At 72.0% G+C, this 19427-nt stretch carries 9 protein-coding genes; 2 read left to right on the top strand and 7 right to left on the bottom strand.

Annotation, left to right across the window (positions count from 1 at the left end):
* The first annotated feature begins 76 nt into the window (after window positions 1–76).
* Together ACZ7SW_RS33540 and ACZ7SW_RS33535 are read left to right on the top strand one after the other, a co-directional pair.
* Window positions 77–1366, top strand: coding sequence for a type VII secretion protein EccE (locus ACZ7SW_RS33540; protein WP_470234377.1), 1290 nt, complete (start codon window positions 77–79; stop codon window positions 1364–1366).
* Window positions 1367–1474: 108 nt separating this feature from the next.
* Window positions 1475–2869 carry a hypothetical protein gene (locus ACZ7SW_RS33535; RefSeq protein WP_470234376.1) on the top strand — a complete coding sequence of 465 codons (1395 nt, stop codon included), beginning with the start codon at window positions 1475–1477 and terminating at the stop codon, window positions 2867–2869.
* A 106-nt stretch (window positions 2870–2975) separates the two neighbouring features.
* Here the strand turns inward: ACZ7SW_RS33535 and ACZ7SW_RS33530 are convergent, their stop codons facing one another.
* Genes ACZ7SW_RS33530 through ACZ7SW_RS33500 form a run of 7 tightly spaced genes read right to left on the bottom strand, consistent with a single transcriptional unit; the run spans window position 2976 to window position 19404 of the window.
* Window positions 2976–4703 carry an ABC transporter ATP-binding protein gene (locus ACZ7SW_RS33530; protein WP_470234375.1) on the bottom strand — a complete coding sequence of 576 codons (1728 nt, stop codon included), beginning with the start codon at window positions 4701–4703 and terminating at the stop codon, window positions 2976–2978.
* Window positions 4700–6376, bottom strand: coding sequence for an ABC transporter transmembrane domain-containing protein (locus tag ACZ7SW_RS33525; protein WP_470234374.1), 1677 nt, complete (start codon window positions 6374–6376; stop codon window positions 4700–4702). Before ACZ7SW_RS33525 ends, ACZ7SW_RS33530 begins: the two co-directional genes overlap by 4 nt.
* Window positions 6369–8336 carry a B12-binding domain-containing radical SAM protein gene (locus tag ACZ7SW_RS33520; RefSeq protein WP_470234373.1) on the bottom strand — a complete coding sequence of 656 codons (1968 nt, stop codon included), beginning with the start codon at window positions 8334–8336 and terminating at the stop codon, window positions 6369–6371. Before ACZ7SW_RS33520 ends, ACZ7SW_RS33525 begins: the two co-directional genes overlap by 8 nt.
* Window positions 8321–11653 (bottom strand): amino acid adenylation domain-containing protein, encoded by a 3333-nt coding sequence (locus ACZ7SW_RS33515; RefSeq protein WP_470234372.1) that lies wholly within the window; start codon window positions 11651–11653, stop codon window positions 8321–8323. The genes ACZ7SW_RS33520 and ACZ7SW_RS33515 overlap by 16 nt, the downstream gene beginning before the upstream one ends.
* Window positions 11650–11883 (bottom strand): AMP-binding protein, encoded by a 234-nt coding sequence (locus tag ACZ7SW_RS33510; protein ID WP_470234371.1) that lies wholly within the window; start codon window positions 11881–11883, stop codon window positions 11650–11652. The genes ACZ7SW_RS33515 and ACZ7SW_RS33510 overlap by 4 nt, the downstream gene beginning before the upstream one ends.
* A complete protein-coding gene (locus tag ACZ7SW_RS33505) occupies window positions 11880–14183 on the bottom strand; it encodes a lantibiotic dehydratase (protein ID WP_470234370.1) in 2304 nt (767 codons plus the stop codon). Before ACZ7SW_RS33505 ends, ACZ7SW_RS33510 begins: the two co-directional genes overlap by 4 nt.
* Entirely contained in the window at window positions 14170–19404 is a 5235-nt protein-coding gene (locus ACZ7SW_RS33500; protein WP_470234369.1) for a type I polyketide synthase, read from the bottom strand. Before ACZ7SW_RS33500 ends, ACZ7SW_RS33505 begins: the two co-directional genes overlap by 14 nt.
* Window positions 19405–19427: the final 23 nt, after the last annotated feature.

The following is a 19427-nucleotide window of genomic DNA, read 5'->3' as shown; positions in this document are numbered from 1 at the left end:
AATCCTGATTAAACGAGCTGTCACGGAAACCTCAGCTTGTCCCCGCGACGCTGTCCGGGACGTGAGGAGGGCTGCCGTGACCTATCCCGGCGAGGCACATCCCGGACGGCGCGCCAGCGCCCCGGCGCGACCGGCCCCGGAGCCGGCGGCGCCCGCCCGGCCGCTCGGCCAGGGCCAGCAGATTCCCGTGCCGGCGGACGCGCAGGCAGCGGCGCGCACCGCGGCGCTGGCCGCCTTGACCGCGGCGCGAGCGGCGGCTCCTTCCCCGGTGGCGGCCTATGCCCAGCCGTGGCGCCCGGTCGTGACGCCGCCGCCCCCGGCTCCGGTGCCCCGTCCGGCGGCTGAGCGACGTCGCCGGTGGGGAGCGCCGCAGATCGTCTGCGCACAACTGGTGCTGGTGGCGGCGGTACTGGCGATCGGACGGCCGTGGCCGGTGGCGGCCACGATCGGGCTCGGGGCCGTGGTGCTGCTGGCCCTGACGTCGCTGCGGTACCGCGGCCGCTGGGGCTACGAGTGGCTGTCTCTTTCCTTGGGCTACGCGCTGCGCGACCGGGAACGCGAACTGGCCGACGCCGACGAGACCGGCCGGGCCCTGCTGCGCAGTCTGTCGCCGGAAGGATCCGGGCACACCGGGCAACTCGGCGACGATCCGGTGTTCCTGTTCAGCCGCACGGACGGGATCAGCGCCGCGCTGCGCCCGAACTCGCTGCCGCCGGCCCCGATCCCGGGTCCCGAAGCGCTGCTGCCGCCCGCCGAACCGGGCACCGGCTTCGCTGCGCAGGTGCTGTACCACGCGGGCGTCGACCGTCAGCAGCCGCCGAAGATTTGGCTTGCGCTGCAGGCATTGCGCACCGTCGAGCGATACGAAGACGACCTGGTGCGCCAAGCGCTGGCCAACGCGCTGCGGCGAGTGCAGCGTCGCCTGCGCCGCGACGGCGTGCCGACGACTCCGTTGGGAGAGCCGGAATTTCTCGGCTCGATCGCGTCGCTCGCGCACGTCACCGCGGGCCGCACCCAGGTCCGGGAGCAGTGGCGGCTGTGGCACAGCGGTTCGGTGTCCCAGACGGCGTTCCGGCTGGACGGCTGGTCCGCCCTCCCTCCGGCGACGGCTCCGCGACTGATCGGCGCCGTGCTGGGCGCGACGTCCCAGACCGCGGTGACGCTCTCGCTGACCGCCCGCCGCTCAGCCGGGATGCCCGAGGTGACGGCCGCCGTGCGCGTCGCCTCCCCGCACGCGGCCGCGGTCGAACAGGCGGCCCAGGTGCTTACCCGGCTCGCAGCGGAATGGGACCTGCGCCTGAATCGGCTCGAAGGCCGCCAGCACGACGGGTTGACCGCGACCCTGCCGCTGGGATCTGTTTGCTGAGCTTCGGTTCCGGGTTCGTCGCCCGCGGAAATCCGGAAACCGCCCGCTCCCCCGGCCGCTGTCGCTAATCTGCGCTTCCACCCCTGGTCGCGTATGGAGAACGACACGATGGACGCCCTCGCCTTGCGCCATTCCCCGGCAGTTCTGCCGACCACGGCCGCCGCGGTCGCCGCGCTCGGCACAGTCGCCAGTGTGCTGATCGGGAATCCGGAGCCGCTTTCCCCGTTCGTCGCCTCCGCTTCGCCGATCGGATGGAGCGGCGGGATCGCGCTGGCCCAAATCGTCCCGATGATCGGGATCCTGGTCGCGTTGTTCGCTATCCGGCATTGGCCGTGGATAGTGCTGGCCGGAACCGTGCTCTCCATTCCCCGTACGTTCGCCCCGGTGCTTCCGGACGAACTGGGAACGCATCCGTCGATCGGAGCGATCGCGAAGGCCGGCGCGCCGATGGTCCTGATCGCGGTACTCGCCGCGGCACAGGAGCTGTACCGGCGCGGCGCGCGGAGAACCGCCTTCTCGGTGACCGGGCTCGCGCTCGGCTGCCAGGTCTTCGCCGCGGCGCTCACCGGCGCCACCTGGCTCACGCTTCCCCTCGGCGGGAACTTCTGGCGCGTCGCGCTCGGCGTGCTCGGGATCGCCGGGGCCGTGCTGGCGGTCGTCAGTCAGCGCCTTCGCCGGAACGACGATTGGCCGGAGTCGAGTGCACCCGGGCCGCGTCTCGCCGTCGCGGCGGTCGGCGCGGTGCTGTTGCCCATGCTCGTCAGCCTCGTGGACAACAGCCTGGTGAGCCGGGCGCTCGACGTGTCGCCGAGTTCGCTGTCCCGGCATCCCGGAGTCGTCCCGACCATCGCCGGACTGGGCGTACTCGTCCTCGCGGTCGCGATCACCGCGGTCGCCGGGGCGCGGGTGTTTTTCGGTGTGGCGACCATGGCGCTGGTCCAGCTGGGCGTCGCCGGCCCCGTGCTGCTGGCTCTGTACGCGACCACGGCGGACCCGGTCATGAGCTGGGTCGCGGCGGCCGCCGGCACGGCCGCCGGATGCTGGGCCGCAGCCACCCGGTGGCGAGCCCAGTTCGCCGTGGGCGCCGGGGTGCTGGCGGCTTTGGTGCTGTGCGTGCTTTCGTTCGCGACCGACGGGAAGCCGGAGAAAATCATCGACCATCAGGCGTCCGCGGCGGGGGCGCTGCTGCTGGCGGTGCTCGCCGCGACCGCTGCGGTCATGGTGGCGACCGCCGCCCCGATCGCTGTGCCTGGTGCGCTTCCCGCGGCCTTCGGCCCGATCACGTCGACGGTCGTCTTCGGTGGCAGCGCCGCGCTCGTCGCGGCTCGGCTGCGTGACGAGGATTCCAGCACGGCCATGCTTGCTCCGGCGCATCATCTTGGGCTGAACGCGACGCTGTTGTTCCTCGCCGCACTGTTGATGGCGGGGTTTGCTGCGATGCAGATGCTCCGGGCGGCACGGCAGCCTGCGCCGACGGTTGAGCCGCCTGCCGAGGAAGCCTGACACCGGTGAACCACTAGCGTGACGCTCAGCTATGCCACGACGCGGCGTGGGTTCCCTGCGCGGCAAGACTGTTGTTCCCTAACGCTGCCGAACCGCTGCGCGACGCTCAGCTATGCCACGACCGCCACAACGCAGCGTAAGTCCCCCGCGCCGCAAGAAGATCGTCATGACTGCCCAGTTCCGTGAGCCTCCCATGTTCCAGCACCGCGACGCGGTCGGCGTCGTACGCGGTGTGCAGGCGGTGCGCGATCGCGATAACCGTCCGGCCGTGCAGCACCGCTGCGAGGGCGCGTTCGACCCGCCGCGCCGTGTTCGGGTCGAGCATCGCGGTGGTCTCGTCGAGGATGACCGTGTGCGGGTCGGCCAGCAGGACCCGCGCGAGCGCGATCTGCTGCGCCTGGGCGGGATCGAGCGACCGGTCGCCGCGGGCGGGGTCGCCGAGTTCGGTGTCCAGGCCGTCCGGCAGGGGTTGGGCCCAGCCGACTGCCTCCAGCGCCCAGGCGAGCCGGTCGTCGGGGGCCGCGGGCGCGGCCATGGCCAGGTTGTCCCGGAGGGTTCCGACGAACACGTGGTGTTCCTGCGTGACCAGCAGCGCCCGGCCAGGGGCGAGCCGGTGCACCTCGACGCCGCCGAGGGTGACGCTGCCGGTTCTCGGGGCCTCCATCCCGGCCAGCAACCGGCCCAGCGTGGACTTTCCCGCGCCGGACGGGCCGACGATCGCCAGCCGTTCGCCAGGGCACACGGTCAGGTCCAGGTCGTGGAGGACGTCGGCGGTCCCGTGGTAGGCGTAGCACAAGCCCTTGACTTCGATCCGGTCGTCGACCGGCACCGCTGTCGTCGGCTCGTCCTCGGCCGCGGCTTCGGCGACGCCTTTGATCCTGGCGAGGGAAGCACCGCTGCTTTGCAGTTGCTCCAACCAGAACAGCACATGATCGAGCGGGTCCACGAGCTGCCACAGGTACAGTCCGGCCGCGATGACCGCGCCGAGGCTGAGCAGCCCGGCCCGGTGTGCGGCACCGCCCCCGACGAGGATCACCGCTACCGGGATCGAGTGCGCGAAGACCGTCCCGGGGATGAACACCGTCCGCAGCGACAACGTCCGCATCCGCGCGGCGTACGAGGACTCGATCGCGCGTTCCGCCGCGTCGATCCGCTGCTGCCGCAGGCCGAACACCTCGACGGCCCGCGCTCCTTCGGCGGTGGCGGCCATGGCGTCGGCGAGCGCGGAGTTCGCCTCCCCTTCGGCGAGATAGGCGGTCCGACACCGCTTGAGATACCACCGCGTCACGCACCACATCAGCGGAATGCCCGCGAGCGCGCACAGGCCGAGCAGCGGATGCAGCGCGAAAACGGCTCCGAGGATGAGCACCGCTTGCACGACCGAGACGAACAGGTCCGGGACCGCGTCGCGCAGTGTTCCGCCGACCTGCGCGACGTCGCTGGAGCCCCGGGTGATCAGGTCGCCGGTGCCCGCGCGTTCCACCACGGACACCGGCAGGGCGAGCGTGTCGTCCACGAACCGCTCGCGCAGGCTGGCCAGCGACCGCTCCCCGAACCGGAACGCCGCGTACCGCGCGAACCGGGTGACCAGCATCTGCGCCACCGCGAAGGCGACGATCGCGACGGCGAGGAAGTCCACTGTGGACGCTCCCGCACCCGCGGTGACCCGGTTGACGATCTCGCCGACGAGCCACGGGGCGGCGAGGCCGAGTGCTGCCCCGGCACAGTTCAGGAGGACGATCACGGTCACGGCGCGCGGATCGGCACGGAGGAGGCGCAGGGCCTCGTGGCGTACTGCGCGTTTGTCCGCGACTGGCAGCGACTCGCGGCTCACACCTCACCTCCGCGAGCGACCAGCGCCTGGTAGCCAGGCTCCCGGCCAAGCAGGTCCGAATGCGAGCCCGCCGCGGCAACCCGCCCGTCGCGCAAGAAAGCAACCCGGTCCGCCTTCGCCAGCAACAACGGCGAAGTGCTCACCGCCACCGTGGTCCGGCCCTGCCGGGCGGCCCGGAGCCGGTCGGCGATCAGTGACTCGGTGTGCGCGTCCACCGCAGCCGCCGGATCAACCAGCAACAGGACATCCGGATCCGCGAGAACGGCACGCGCCAGCCGCAGCCGTTGCCGCTGGCCGCCGGACAGGCTCCAGCCCTTCGCGTCCACTGTGGACGAAAGACCGTCCGGCAGCGCCGCCAGCACGTCTTCCGCCGCCGCGATCTCCAGCGCCGCAGTGATCGCGGCGTCATCCCGTTGCGCGGCAAGGGTTTCCCGCAGCGGGCCAGCGAACAGATAGCCGTCGACATCGCTTAGCACGACTCGGCGGCGGACCTCCGCCAGCGAGACCGCGCGGAGAGGAACCCCGCCCCACCGGACGTCCGAATCCGTGAGCCGGGCGAGGCGTTCCAGTACCGCCGCGGCTTCGGCCGTCGTCGAGGCCGCGAGCACCAGGAACTCCCCCGCGCGCACCTCCAGTCCCGAGGCGCGATCGGCCATCGGCGCCTGTCCCGGCGGTCCTGGAAGCGCACCGGGACCGTCAGCGACCTCCGGCCGCAGCAGCAGGATCCGCACCACCCGCCGCGCGGCCACCAACCCGAGGCTGATGTCCCCCGCGCCCTCGATGAAGTACGACACCGGCACCACCAGCACGGCCACATAGCCGTACACCGCGACCAGTTCGCCGACCGTGATCTCCCCCGCCGCGGTCATCCGGGCCGCGATCCACGTGACCGCGCCCAGGAACAGCGCGGGCAGGCCGACTCCCAGCGCCTGGATCCAGCTGATCACCGCGCCGATCCGGTTCCCCTCCGCGCGCAGCGCCTGCGAGGCACGGCGGTAACCGCCCGCGAACCGGTCCTTTCCGCCGATTCCGCACAGCACCCGCAGTCCCCCGGCGATGTCGGCGGCCCGGGTCGTCAGCGCCGCCTCCTGCCGCCGGTACTCGGTCTCCACGTGCTGGAGCCGCCTCAGCAGCGGCCCGGTGAGCACGACGAGCAGCGGCACCCCGAGCAGGACCACGAGCGCCAGCGCCGGCGACACCGAGAACAACAGCACCGCGACCACCGCGAACGCCACCACGCCGCCGAAACCGGGGCCAGTGACCGTCAGCGCCCAGCTGATCCGCATGACGTCGGTCGCCGAGATGCTGACGGCCTCGCCCGCCGAGACCTTCCGCGGCAGGGTCGCGCCGACCTCGACGGCCTGGCGCGTCAGGGCCCGCACGGTCCGGAAGGAAGCGTCCATCCGGACCTGGGTCATGGTGCGGTGCCGCACCGTCTCCAGCGTGGCGTTGACCGCGCCGATGCCGACGATCGCGGCGGCCCAGCCCAGCAGCGCGGCCGTGCTCCCGCCGCGCAGTCCCTCGTCGACGGCGCGGGACAGGAAGTACGGCGGCAGCATCAGACAGCCCATCCACGCCGCGCTCACCAGCCCGCCAGCCAGCACCCGGCCGGGCTGGCGCCGCACCAGCCACCACAGATAGCGGCCCGGCCCCCGGGTGTCCGGGTCAGGCACCGGCACCCTCCTGAACTGTCACCAGCCCTTTCGCCGCCAAACCGTCCACGGCGGAATGCAGCTCGCCGGCCCGGGCGTCGCCTTCGGCGAGCTGGCGGAGGACCTTCTCCTCGTTGTCCCCCAACGGGAGCACACGGGCGCGGTTGCGGTCGACGGCGATCGTGATCGCCAGATGAGACTTTTCAAAGCCCGCGTGCGACGACCCGGTGTCGTCGTCGAAGTGGACCGCGCCGGAGTTGGCGACCAGCACGCGGTGCAGCACGACACCGTCGGCCAGCGACAGTTTCGCCTCGGCGGGAAGCGGATCGGCCGATTCGCCGCCGCCGTCGAAGAACTTCCGGAACGCGTTGGGGCCGAAGCGGGCGTTGTAGAGGATGTCCTCGGGCACGTCGATCAGCGCGACCTCCGGGTAGAGCCGCTGGATCCGCTCGGCCAGCCCGGTGGAGACGCCGGTGTCCTCCTCGTAGTCGAGGTGGTACCAGCGGCGCGCCGGATCGTCCTTGACGGTGATCCCGTACACCTCGGGTTCGTCGGCGATCGGCGCGCCCTTGAGCAGCCGGAACGTGCCCGCGTCGGCGCGGCCGATCACGTGCCGGTGGTCGCGGACGAAGCGGTAGGTGTCCTCCGCCTCCGCCTCGGTCTCCGACGGGAAGTCGCTGAACACCCCGGCCTCGACGGAAATCCCGGCGGTGTGGCACATCGCGAGGATGTCGGCCATCCGCTTCGGGGTCGTGCCCTTGTCCATCGCCTTGAGCACGCGCTCGTTGGCGCTTTCCAGTCCCATGTAGAGCCGGACGCACCCGGCTTCGCGCATGGTCGCGAACACCTCCGGCGTGAAGCCCTTCTCGAAACGCGCGACGCCGTGCCAGCTGATGTTCGCCTGCCGTTCCAGCAACGCCTCCGACAGCGACCGCAGGTGCGCGGGCAACATGACGTCCGCCTCGAAGGAGAACACGTCCTCGCCGGTCGACGCGACCACGGACGCGACGTCCTCGGCGATCAGCTTCGGCGAACGCATCCGGTAGGGCGCGATCTTGATGAAGGCGTAGTTGCAGAACGCGCACCGGTTGAAGTAGCAGCCGCGTGTGGGCATCATGCAGATGACCCGCTTGGGCGCGAAGTAGTCGTCCAGCGGCAGCATGGTGAAATCCGGGGCGGGCAACCAGTCCAGGTTGAGCTGGTACGTGGGATCGAGCTGCTCGCGGACCGTCCCGCCGACATAGCGGACGATGTTGCGCACCGAATCCGGATCGCGTTCTCCGGCAAGGGAATCCGCGAACTGCAGGAGAGTCTCGTCGGCCTCGCCGACGAGGAACGAGTCGAGCCAGCGGCCGAACCGGGCGTCCGCGGTGAGCACCTCCCGGCCCCACGTGATCACCGGACCTCCCGCGGTCACGTGCACGCCCGGGTCCTGCCTGCGGATCTCCTCGGCGAGCAGGAACGCCGGGATCAGCTGGGAGAAGTACGGCACCGAAAGGCCGATCAACCGCGGTTTCCGCGCCAGCAGCGACGGCACGGCGACGTCGCGGAAGTAGCCCGCGAGCGGCCCGGCCTCGGTGTCGACCGCGTGCGCGACCTCCTCGTAACTGTCGTAGGACGCCTGCGAATAGGAGTACTTGCCGAACCGCGACTCCGGCGCTCCGGCGGTGATCAGGTCGCCGGCGAGGTGGAAGATCCGCTTGGCGTAAAGCAGTTTCGCCGGATCGTAGAAGTCGGCCGGATCCCGCAGGATGCGCCGGGATTCGGTGATGTTCGCGACCACTTCGGCCGCCCCGCCGTCCGCGGCCTCCGCGAGCGGTTCCGGCCGCAGCAGGTGGTCGAAGGCCTCCAGGTTGAGGTCGCGGAGTTCGACCTCGTCGTACCCGCCGCGCCGGAGCACCGCGCCGAGCAGCGGCAGCGCGCCGTGCGGCAGCGAAGGATCCGCCGCGGGCGGGAAGACGAGCGTTACCGGGAGGCCCATGACCGCCCTCCTCGTGTCCGGGCCCGGTCCCGGCGGGCGCGGGCCCGCCGGTCGGCCGCTTCGAGTGCGGTGTCCGCGGCCTGGCCGTCCAGGAACGCCGCGAACGCGCGCACGGTGGGATAGCGGAACAGGTCCGCGAGCCGGGCGCGGCCGCCCCACTGCCGTTCGATCCGGCCGTGCAGGACGGTCAGGGCGAACGAGGTTCCGCCGAGGTCGAAGAAGTTGTCGGCGACCCCGGCCGGGCGCCCGTCCAGGACCTCGGTCCACATCCGGGCCAGCTCTCGTTCGGTTTCCGACCAGGCGCCGTGTTCCGCGGCCGGTTCCTCGTTCGCCGGGCTCTCGCGGATTCCCTGGCTGAGCGAGGGATCCAGCGGGGGCTTCTCGCCGGTGGCCGTCAGGGCGGCGATCCATTCGAGGTACGCGGCGAGCAGCCGGTCGATCCGGCTGGGCTCGTACAGCGCGCGGTCGTAAAGAAGTTCGACGCCGAATCCGTCCTCGTGACGTTCCACGTAGACGGTCAGGTCGAACGCGGAGCCGGGTTGTCCGGCCGGCAGCGTTTCCGTCGCTACGCCGGGCAAAACGAGTTCTCCGGGCGCGAAGCCGTAGACGTTGAAGAGCACCTGCACGAGCGGGCCGCGGGTGGGTTCGCGGGGCACTCGCAGCTCGGCGACGATGCGTTCCAGCGGTGCGGCGGGATGCGCGAGGGCGGCCACGAACTCAGCGGCCGCACCGCGAACTGTGTCGGCGAAGCTCCGCGTGTCGTCGGCGCGGCATCGCAGCGGGGCGATCTCGACGAAGAAGCCGACCAGGTCGTGGAAGGCGACGTGGCCGCGGTCGGCGGCCGGGGTTCCGATCACGAAGTCGTCGCGGCCGGTGACGCGGTGCAGCAGCTCGGCGAACGCCGCGAACAACACCACCGAGGACGTCGTGTCCAAAGTGGACGCCAGTGCTTCGACCGCGGTGGAGACTTCTTGGCCGAGCCGCCCTTTGACGAGGGCACCCCGGTGCGCTTGCGCGGGCGGGCGGGGGTGGTCGCGCGGGAGGTCGAGGACGGTCGGCACGTCCGCGAGATGTTCGCGCCACCACTGGAGATCCTCGTCGGAGCGACGCCGGTCGCGTTCGCTCCGCCAGGCGGGGTAGTCGGCGTAACTGACCGGCAGCGGCGGCAGTTCGCCGGTGTAGGCGGCGGAAAGGTCGCGGCAGAACGGCTGGAGCGACCATCCGTCGAACACCGCGTGGTGGAAGGTGATCGCGAGGACGTGGTCGTCCGGTGCGAGCCGCAGCAGCTTCGCCCGCACCAGCGGCCCGCTCGCCAGGTCGAACGGCGCGGTGGCTTCGGCGTCCAGCTCCGCTGAGAGCTGAGCAGCGGACGTGTCGACGACCGGCAGCGGCAGCGCGGACGGCGGGTCAGCCACCGCCCGGGGCATGCCGCCGTCGGCCGGGAAGCGCCACCGCAGGACCTCATGTCGCGCAAGGACCGCGGTCAGTGCGGCCTGGAGCCTCGCCGGGTCGATCGGTCCGCGCAGCCTTCGGGCCATCGGCGTGTTGTATGCGGCGGAGCCGGGGGCCAGCTGGTCGAGGAACCACAGCCGCCGCTGTCCCGGCGAGAGCGCTGGCGGATGTCCGGTGGTCAGCTCGATCTCATCGGTGCGCGCGGCCCGTTCGACGCGTTCGGTGAGCCCGGCGAGGGTGCGGCTTTGGTAGATGTCGCCGACCCCGATGTCACGGCCAAGCTCGGCGCGCAGGGCCGCGGCCATGGTCATCGCGGTCAGGGAATGCCCGCCGCTGGCGAAGAACTCCTCCCCTTCGCCGAGCAGCCGGTGCCACACGCGGGCCACCACCGCGGGCAGCGGCTCGTCCCGGGCTCCGGCTGGCTCGGGATCGGCGACGACCAGTTCGCGGAGCCGGGCCCGGTCGACCTTGTGCGAGGCCAGCAGGGGCAGTTCGGGCAGGCAGAACACCCGCGCCGGGACCATCGCGGCGGGCAGCCGGTCCGCGCAGTACTCCCGCAGCGCCGACGGTTCCGCGGTCTCCGGGACGCAGAACGCGACGACCGTGCCGGAAACCGTGTCCGCGACGGCGTGCCGGACCTCCGGATGCGCCCGCAGCGCGGTCTCGATCTCGCCGAGTTCGACGCGCTGGCCGCGGATCTTGACCTGACGGTCCAGCCTGCCGAGGAACTGCAGGTCCCCGTCCGCGTCGCGGCGCACGAGATCGCCGGTGCGGTACGCCCGCCCGCCGCTGCCGAACGGGTCCGCGATGAACCGCTCCGCGGTGAGCCCCGGCCGCCCGAGATAGCCGCGGGCGAGTCCCGCTCCGCTGATGAGCAGTTCGCCAGGGGTGTTCACCGGTACCGGGCACAGCTTCTCGTCGACCACGTGCAGCCCGTGCTCCCCCAATGCGCGGCCGATCGGGAGTGGCCGCGTCCACTCGCCGCGCGCGTCGAACGAGGACACCATGACCGTGGCCTCGGTCGGCCCGTAGCTGTTGAGGAACCGGCGGCCCGGAGCGGTCCACCGCGCGACCTGCTCCGGTCCCGGCGCCTCGGAGCCCGTCCCGAGCACCGTCAGCGCGGGCAGTCCGTGCGGCTCGACCAGCGGCAGCACCGAAACCGGCAGATTGGCGTAGGAGACCTCGTGGGCACGGAGGAATTCGTGCAGCCGGACCGGGTCGAGACGGTCGGCTTCGGAAATGAGCGCCACCTCCGCGCCGAAGGCGAGCGCGACCCCGATCTCGTGCAGCGACAGGTCGAAACCGCACGAGGCGAAGGCCATGACGCGAGCGTTCCGGTCGAGCCCGACCCACTCGGCGGCGGCTTCCAGGTGAGCGATGAGACCGCCGTGCCCGAGCGCGACGCCCTTCGGTTCTCCGGTGGAGCCGGAGGTGTACATCAGGCAAGCGAGGTTTTCCGGGGCGATCTCGACGGGGCTCGCGATGCCACCGCTTCCCTGCCGGAGACGCGGAATACTGTGGTGTGCCAGGGCTTTCTCGCCGTCCTCGTCGACTAGGACCAGCTTCGGCCGGGCATCGTCGAGGATGGCGTCGCGGCGGTGGCGGGGGTGGGACAGCTCCAGCGGCAAGTACACCCCGCCAGCCAGCATGATCCCGAGAAGGCCGGTGATCATCTCCGGCGTGCGGCACTGGCACAGGCCGACCGGGATCTCGGGACCGACACCGCGAGCGCGCAACGTCGCGGCGAGACCGGTAGCCGCCGCAGCCAATTCAGCGTAGGTCAACCGCCGGTCCCACTGACGCACGGCGACCGCGTCGGGTCGCTGCTGCGCGCGGGCCAGAAACCGTTGTGGCAGAAGAGTCATTCGCCCGCCTCAGGATCCCGCAGCTGGACACGCAGCTCCGGCGTGCGGCGCAGCTGGCACAGGCCGACCGGCGTCTCGGGTCCGACCCCGCGAGCGCGCAACGTCGCGGCGAGACCGGCAGCCGCCGCAGCCAATTCAGCGTAGGTCAGCCGACGGTCCCACTGACGCACGGCGACCGCGTCGGGTCGCTGTAGCGCGCGGGCCAGAAACCGTTGTGGCAGAGGAGTCATTCGCCCGCCTCAGGATCCCGCAGCTGGACACGCAGCTCCGACAAGTACGTCTGTCCTTCGGCATCGGGCACCCAGGCGTGCTCCGGCCCCGGCAGCAGTTCGGTGATCGTCAGCGCGGTGTCCTCTCCGGCGCGAGCGGCGGCCCGCAGCGCGGAGCAGAAGCCCGCCGCGTAGACCGGGCTGGTGAAGTCGGCGTAGAGCGGCTTGCCCTCGGTCGCGAACTTGGCGAAAACCCGTTCCGGCAGGCCGAGTTCGCGCCGCCAGCGCCGCACCGCCAGATACTGCGCGCGGTGTCCCTTGACCTCGGCCAGCCGGGTCTCGCCGACGGTCGTCCGCCAGCTCTCCCGGCACACCACCAGCCGGTCCACGGTGATCCGGGGCGTGTGCGGGCGCGCGGCGGCCGAGCGGAACGCGTCGACCGCCCGCATCATCAGCAGTTCGGAGAACAGGTCCAGCACGGGACGGCGGAAGCCGCCGGGGCCGTGCACGACGAGTTCGCCGTCGTGGTCGGTGACGGCCAGCGCCGCGATCCGCACCAGCCGATCGGGATCGGCGCCGGGTGCGGCGACGAACCCGAACTGGCGGTCGTCGGCGTTCTCCAGGCAGCGGTTCACCCGCGCGGTCACCCGCGGCCAGGTGGGCGGGAACAGCGGCAGCATCCGGCCGGAGCCGAGGTCACTGCGCAAGTCGGCGCGAAGCTGCTCGGGATCGGGGTGGACGCGGACGGTGACCCCGGAGTCGAACGTCGGCCACGAAACGTGCAGCTCACCGAGTACCGCGAAGAAGTCCCCACGGCGCAGGGCGTCCAGATTCTCCGCGCACAGCTGGAGATCCGGGCTGTGCAACCGCGCTCCGGCCCAGCCCGGCCGGTCGGCGGGGAACAGCGTTTCGACGTCGAGGCCGGCGCTGTCGCAATGGACCCCGCGGACGTCCTCGGGCCGGGTGTCGAGCGCGAACAACGCCGCCCACCGCCGGGAGAACTCGGCCAGCGCGGCGGCGACCGGTCCGTCGTCCTGGCCGAAAAGGACGCCGCGGGAGAGGTACCACAACTGTCCGAAGGGGACGTCCCGGCCGCCGTTGTCCTCGGCCAGGTCGGCGTGCAGCCGTCTCAGTCCGCTTTGGACGGCAGCGGCGAGTTCCGCAGTGAGCCAGCGCGCGAGGTGCGCCATCCGGGTGAGCGCGGGCCCGAATCCGTCCAGCAGCCCGGCTCCGAAGCTGAGGTCGAGGTCCCGGATTGTGTCCTCATAGCACGGAGTCCGGCCCGCGTACATCTCGCCGGCTCGCTGCCGCGGCGCGCTGCCGGTCACCGCGGTGACCTCGTCGTCCAGTGCCGAGAGGGCGGTCAGCAACGCGTCGGCGTCGCCCGCTGCCTCGGCCACGCGCGCCCGCGCCCGGTCGAGACGGTCGAGCCCGGCGAGCGCGCCGTGCCTGATCCGCTCGTCGCCGATGGCCTGGATTCCTTGCTGCAGTGCGGATTGGGCGGTGTAGTTCAGCGGAAGGTCGATGCCCCACGACACCAGCGAACGGTCGTGCAGGTCGGCAAGCATGCGTTCCAGGTCGGCCCGCTCCGCGAGCGTTCCGTCGAGCGCGGCCAGGACTTCGCGCGCCGGGCGGCCGTCGCAGTGGGCGAGCAGTTGCGCTTGCTGCGGGGTCAGGGTCCGGGCGGGCTCGGTGGGATGCAGCAGCCGGGTCCCGTCGAGCGCGAGGTGCGGGGGCAGCCGGACCGGGAGCCAGGACCGGGTTTCGCCGTCCTCGGCCAGGTGCCGGGCGTAGGCGTCCAGCACCCAGTATTCGAGGTGGGTCGCTCGCTCCCGGACCAGGCGCGGGCCGATCTCGGCGGTGACGACGTCCGGCCGGGAGGTGATCTCGGTCCAGCTGACCGGCCCGAAGAAGCCGATCGTCTCGGTCTTGGCGCAGTAGCGCTGCCAGTAGCGGGCGAGCAGGACCTCGTCCCGGCGCCGCCGCCGGTTCAGCCACGCGGGCCCGGTCTCCGCCGCGACCGAATCGGCCACCCGCAGCACGCTCGCGTTCTGCCACACGAGCGCCTCGCGGAACAGCGGGTCGGCCGCGATCTTCGACAGCGCACGGCTCCCCTGCGCGACGGCTTCGGCGAACGCCCGCTCGGCCTCGTGCTGATCAACGGCGCCGTCGAGATGCGCGTCGACGATCGCCGCGGCTTCGGAGCAGGTGAAGGCCGCGAGTCCGTCGGCGGGAAAGCCGGTCGTGCGGAACAGGGCCGCGCGCCAGACCTTCCAGGCGCCGCCGGGAACCTCGACGAGGTGCTCGTCAGCCGCGCCCACTGGCGTCTCCCCGCATCCGGGCGACCACGCCCGCCATCGCCGCGACGGTGGGCGCTTCGAACAGCACCTGCATCGGCACCCGGACGCCGACCGCGCTGCGCACCTGGGAGATCAGCTGGACCGCGGTCAGCGAGTTCCCGCCGAGTTCCGCGAAATCCTCGTCCACGCCGACCTCGGCGATCCCGAGCACGTCGGCCCACACGCGGGCGATGGCGGTCTCCAGGTCGTCCGCGGGCCCGGTGCCGGGGCCGGACGCCAGGATCGCCTCGGCGCGCTGGCGGATCCTGGCCAGCGGCACCGCGGTGACGATCGCCCGGGGTCCGAGGTCCGCGCCGAGAAGCCGGTCGAGGAGGTCCACGGCCTCCGCCGGACGCAGTCCCTCGCCCGCCGGCGCGGAGGGCTTGGCGCTGAGGGCGGCGACGTCGGTGCGGCGCATGACGAAGTCGGCGACCGTCAGCACCGGGTCCCCGCGTTCGTCCACAACGGACAGATCGGCGGTGATGACCTCGCCGTCCCTCGCGCCCTGGTAACGCGCCCAGGCCCACAGCCGCGCGGGGAACGGCTGGTGCACCACCAGCCGCCCGTAGCTCAGCGGCAGGTACTGGCCCTGTCCGTCGCTGGCCACCGAGGTGACCTCGTCGAGCACCGCCGGATGCAGCGGAAGCCTCACGGCCTCCGTCCGCACCGCGTCGGGGAGTTCGAACCACGCCAGCCTGCTCATGCCGTCGGCGGCGTCGGTCGTGTGCCGCAGGCTGCGCCACCTCCCGCCCAGCGCGAACCCGCCCGCCTGCGCGAGCCGGTCGCCGTCGTAGTCCTGACGCTGCCCGCGGTGGCCAGCGCGAATCGTGTGCAGATCGACCGGTGTGGGCTCCTCGTCGGCGGTCCAGCGCGCCCGGGCCTCCGCGTGCACCCCGGCCTCGCTGGCGACTTCGACCCGGTACTCCCCCGCGTCGCCGCGCACGGTGACCCGGATGCGGGCGGTCTCGTCGTCGGCGAGCACCAACGGGCGAACGAACACGAGATCGCTGAGCTCGGCCCGATGCCGCGGCGAGGATCGCGCCACGTAGTCCTCGAAAGCCGCCCGGAGCAGCTCCACATGCGCGGCTCCCGGCATGAGGGCACGGCCTTGGTGACGGTGCTCGTCAAGCACCCAATGCGTGGCCGGGGAGACGGTCCCGCGGTATCCGCCGTCGCCGTCGCGATGGGTCAGGATCGGGTGGTCCCAGGCCTCGCCGGGCTGGTCGAGCACGCGCTGCCATTCCCGGGGCACCTCGGTCTCGACGGCCATGCCGACTTCCAGCCACCGCCCCCAGTTGACCGACAACCGCCGCACCGGCCATCCGTCCGCGGCACCCGCCCACGCGTCGAGATAAGCATTCGCCGCGCTGTAGTCGAGCTGCCCCGGGGCCCCGACCAACGCCGAGGTCGAGGAGCACAGCACGAGGAAATCCGGGGCGAGATCGCCGAAAGCACCGCGGAGAAGGCTGGTGCCGAGAAGCTTCGGGCCGAGCACGCGTTCGGCCTCGGCGCGATCCCACGCCTCGATCATCTGGCCGCCTGCGACGCCTGCGGCGTGCACGATGCCGTCGAGGCGGCCGAACCGTCCAATGAGGACTTCCCGCACGCGGGCCAAGTCGGCCGCGTCGCTCACCTCGGCAGCGACGACCTCGACTTCCGCACCGGCCGCGCGCATCCGGCGGACCGCCGCGACGGCCCGGCCAACACGGTCGGTCTCGTCCAGCGCGTCCCACTCGTGTTCCGGCGGGAGACCGTGGCGGCTGGTGAGGACGAGCCGGGCCGCGACCCGCCGCGCGAGGTGCTCGGCGACAGTGATCCCGATTCCGCCGGTACCACCGGTAATCAAATACACGCCTCGCGGGCGCAGCGTTGCCGAGTCCACTTCGGACAGTTCAGGAACGGGCTGCTGCTCGGGAACCCACCGGCGTCCCCCGCGCAGGGCCACGACCGGATCGCCCGGAGCAGCGCGCAGTTCCGCCAGAAGCGCTCCAGTAGCGCGATCTTCCGGCCCGAGGTCGAGGTGGCGGACCCGCAGGACAGGCAGTTCGATCGGAGCGACCTCAGCGAACGCGGTCACCGTGGCGCTGGCCGGATCGACAAGGTCGGCTCCGGTGACATCGCGCGCGCCCCGGGTGAGAATGTCCAGTCCGATCGCGCCGCTCTCGCCCGACTGGGCCTGCGGGGTCGTGGCGAGCGCCCGCGCACACGCGATGAGGCTGAACAGCCCGCGGTCCTGGGCGCGAAGAGGGTCGTCCTCGCCGACGTCGAGCAGCCAAGCGTGGGCGATCCGCGTCGGCATCCCGCCGCGCGCGGCAAGATCGGCGAACAGCCGCGCATAGTCGTCTTGTTCGGTAGGGCGGATACAGCCGGGTTCCTCTCCGGAAGCGACTTCGACCACGTCAGCGCCACTGCGCCGGAGCGCCGCGACCAGATCGGTGCCGCGCGGGCCGTCGCTGAAGACCAGCCAGCTGGCCGGTCCGCCGGTCGCGGCCACCGGCGCGGTCTGCCGCCAGGTGGGCACGGAAACCCAGCTGTGGTCGACCGGTTCCGGGACCACGGGTCGCGGCGCGCCCGCCGGGTCGGGTTCGACGAAGTAATGCGTGCGTTCGAACGGATAGGCAGGCAAGGAAACCCGGCGGCCGGGAGTGCCTAGACGATCGATGCGCACGGGGACGCCGACCGTCCACAAGCGACCGGCCGCGGCGTACAAGGTCTCCACGTCGCCGCGAGAATCGCCCGGCGTGGGCAGGCTCGGCAACGCGACCGGGCCTTTCGACCGCGCCGCGCCGCGTGGCCGGACCCGCGCCAGCCCGGCGAGCTGCCGTCCGGGACCGCATTCGACCAACGCCCAGGACCCGTTCGCGAGCAGCCGCTGCACGCAGTCGCCGAAGCGGACGGTCTCGCGCAGCTGCCGTACCCAGTGTTCGGGATCGGCGGCCTGTTCCGGGGTGATCCAGTCCCCGGTGCGAGTCGAGAGGTAGGGCCGGTCCGGGCGGCGCGGCGACACCGCCGCGACCTCGGCGCGGAAATCCGGGAGAACCTCGTCCATCAACGGAGAGTGGAACGCGTGCGACGTCCGCAGACCTCGGTTCTGGATCTTCTCCGCGGACAGTTTCGCGGCGAACCCTTCGACCGCTTCGGCAGGCCCGGCGATCACGCAGGCCCCCGAACCGTTGACCGCGGCGAGGGACAAATCAGCGGGCAGCCATTCGCGAAGCCGGTCCTCGTCCATCGAGACGGCCAGCATGGCTCCCGGCGGTGCCTGCTGCATCAGCCTGCCTCGCGCGCACACCAGCCGGACCGCCTCGGGCACGGTGAACACCCCGGCTTCGGCAGCCGCCACGTACTCGCCGACGGAATGGCCGATCATCGCCTCGGGCTCGACACCCCACGATCGCCACAACCGGCTCAGCGCGTAGCCGACGGCGAACAGCGCGGGCTGCGCGAACTGGGTTTCCTCCGGGTGCTCGGCGAACAGCTCTCGGAGGTCAGCACCGAATTCGGCGCGCGCCAGCTCAAGGCATTCGTCCAGTGCGGAACGGAACACCGGTTCGGCGCGGTGCAGTTCCGCGCCCATGCCCGGGTATTGGCTGCCCTGTCCGGAAAACAGGAACGCGACCTTCGTCGCGGGATCGGCGACCGCTGAAGTTGGCCGCGCCAGCAGTTGAGCGAGGTCTTCGCCGTCCCGCGCGACCACCACAGCGCGGTGCGGATGCTCGTCCCGACCGGTGCGCAACGTGTGCGCGATGTCGGCAAGACTCAGCTCCGGAGAGTCGGCGACGTGCTCGGCCAGCCGCGTCGCCGCCGTCTGCAGGGCGCTCTCGGTCTTGGCGGACAACGGAATCAACGCGACTTCCGTTGCCTCGGCAGCAGGCAGCACGGGCGGTTGTTCGACCACCAAGTGCGCGTTCGTGCCGCCGAAGCCGAAGGAACTCACGCCCGCCCGGCGCGGACCGGTCGCTTCCCAGGCCCGCGCGACCGTGTTGACCACGAACGGCGAGTTCGCGAAATCGATGTCCGGATGGGGCGCGGTGACGTTCAGCGAAGGCGGCATCAGCCCGTGGGACACCATCAGCGCGACCTTGATCAGGCCCACGACGCCGGCCCCCTGGCTGAGGTGGCCGATGTTGGACTTGACCGACCCGATCGCGCACCGCTGCCCGGCGCGCGGCCCGCGGCCGAAGACCTCGGTCAGCGCGGCGATTTCGATCGGGTCGCCGAGCCGGGTGCCGGTGCCGTGCGCCTCCACGTAGCCGATCTCCGCCGGGCCCAGGCCCGCCACGCTCAGCGCCTGGGCGATCGCCGCGGTCTGGCCCTTCGGCCCGGGGGCGGTGAAGGACACCTTCTCCGAGCCGTCGTTGTTGACCGCGTTGCCGAGGATCACCGCGTGGACATGGTCGCCGTCCGCGACCGCCTCGGACAACCGCTTCAGCACGACGGTCCCGCCGCCGCTGCCCCAGACCGTCCCCGACGCCTGCTCGCTGAACGGCGCGCAGTGCCCGTCGCTCGAATCGACCCCGCCGACGCGGGGCAGGTAGCCGCGGCGGTGCGGGAGTTCGATGTTGGTGCCGCCCGCCACCGCCAGGTCGCATTCGCCCGAGCGCAGCGCCTCGCACGCGAGGTGCACCGCGACCAGGGAGGTCGAGCACGCGGTCTGCACGGTCATGCTCGGGCCGCGCAGGTCGAGTTTGTACGAGGTGAAGGTCGCGAGGTAGTCCGGCGAGTTGCCGACCATCGTCAGGCCGCGCCCGGCCGACTCCCAGATCCGCCGGTTGCCGCGGATGTTGCGCCAGAGGTAGTCGTCCACGCCGGTGCCGCCGTAGACCCCGACCTCGCCGCGGATCCGGCCCGGCGGGCGGCCCGCGTCCTCCAACGCGGTGTGGCACAGCTCCAGGAACAGCCGCTGCTGCGGGTCGGCCAGTTCGGCCTCGCGCGGGGTCATCCCGAAGAAGGCGGCGTCGAAGCCCGCCATGTCGTCGAGCACCGGGGCGGCCGGGACGAAGGCGGGGTCGTCGAGCTCCTCGGCGGGCACGCCGGCGGCGAGCTGCTCGGCGCGGGTGAACCGCCGGACCGATTCGACCCCGGCGGTCAGGTTGCGCCAGAACTGGCGGACGTCCGCCGCGCCCGGCACCCGGCAGGCCATCCCGACGATCGCGACCGGTTCGACGGCCGGGCCGGGGTCAGCGGAGTCACCGATGGCCATACCGCCTCACTCATCGCACACGT

The organism is Amycolatopsis sp. NPDC114484 (assembly GCF_055633755.1).
This window is presented reverse-complemented; position numbering and strand designations above follow the sequence as displayed.

Excerpts from the sequence above, each read along its gene's own strand:
- ACZ7SW_RS33510 (WP_470234371.1), bottom strand. The coding sequence starts at position 11,883 with ATGACTCCTCTGCCACAACGGTTTCTGGCCCGCGCGCTACAGCGACCC.
- ACZ7SW_RS33520 (WP_470234373.1), bottom strand. The coding sequence starts at position 8,336 with ATGGGCCTCCCGGTAACGCTCGTCTTCCCGCCCGCGGCGGATCCTTCG.
- ACZ7SW_RS33500 (WP_470234369.1), bottom strand. The coding sequence starts at position 19,404 with ATGGCCATCGGTGACTCCGCTGACCCCGGCCCGGCCGTCGAACCGGTC.
- ACZ7SW_RS33515 (WP_470234372.1), bottom strand. The coding sequence starts at position 11,653 with ATGACTCTTCTGCCACAACGGTTTCTGGCCCGCGCGCAGCAGCGACCC.
- ACZ7SW_RS33535 (WP_470234376.1), top strand. The coding sequence starts at position 1,475 with ATGGACGCCCTCGCCTTGCGCCATTCCCCGGCAGTTCTGCCGACCACG.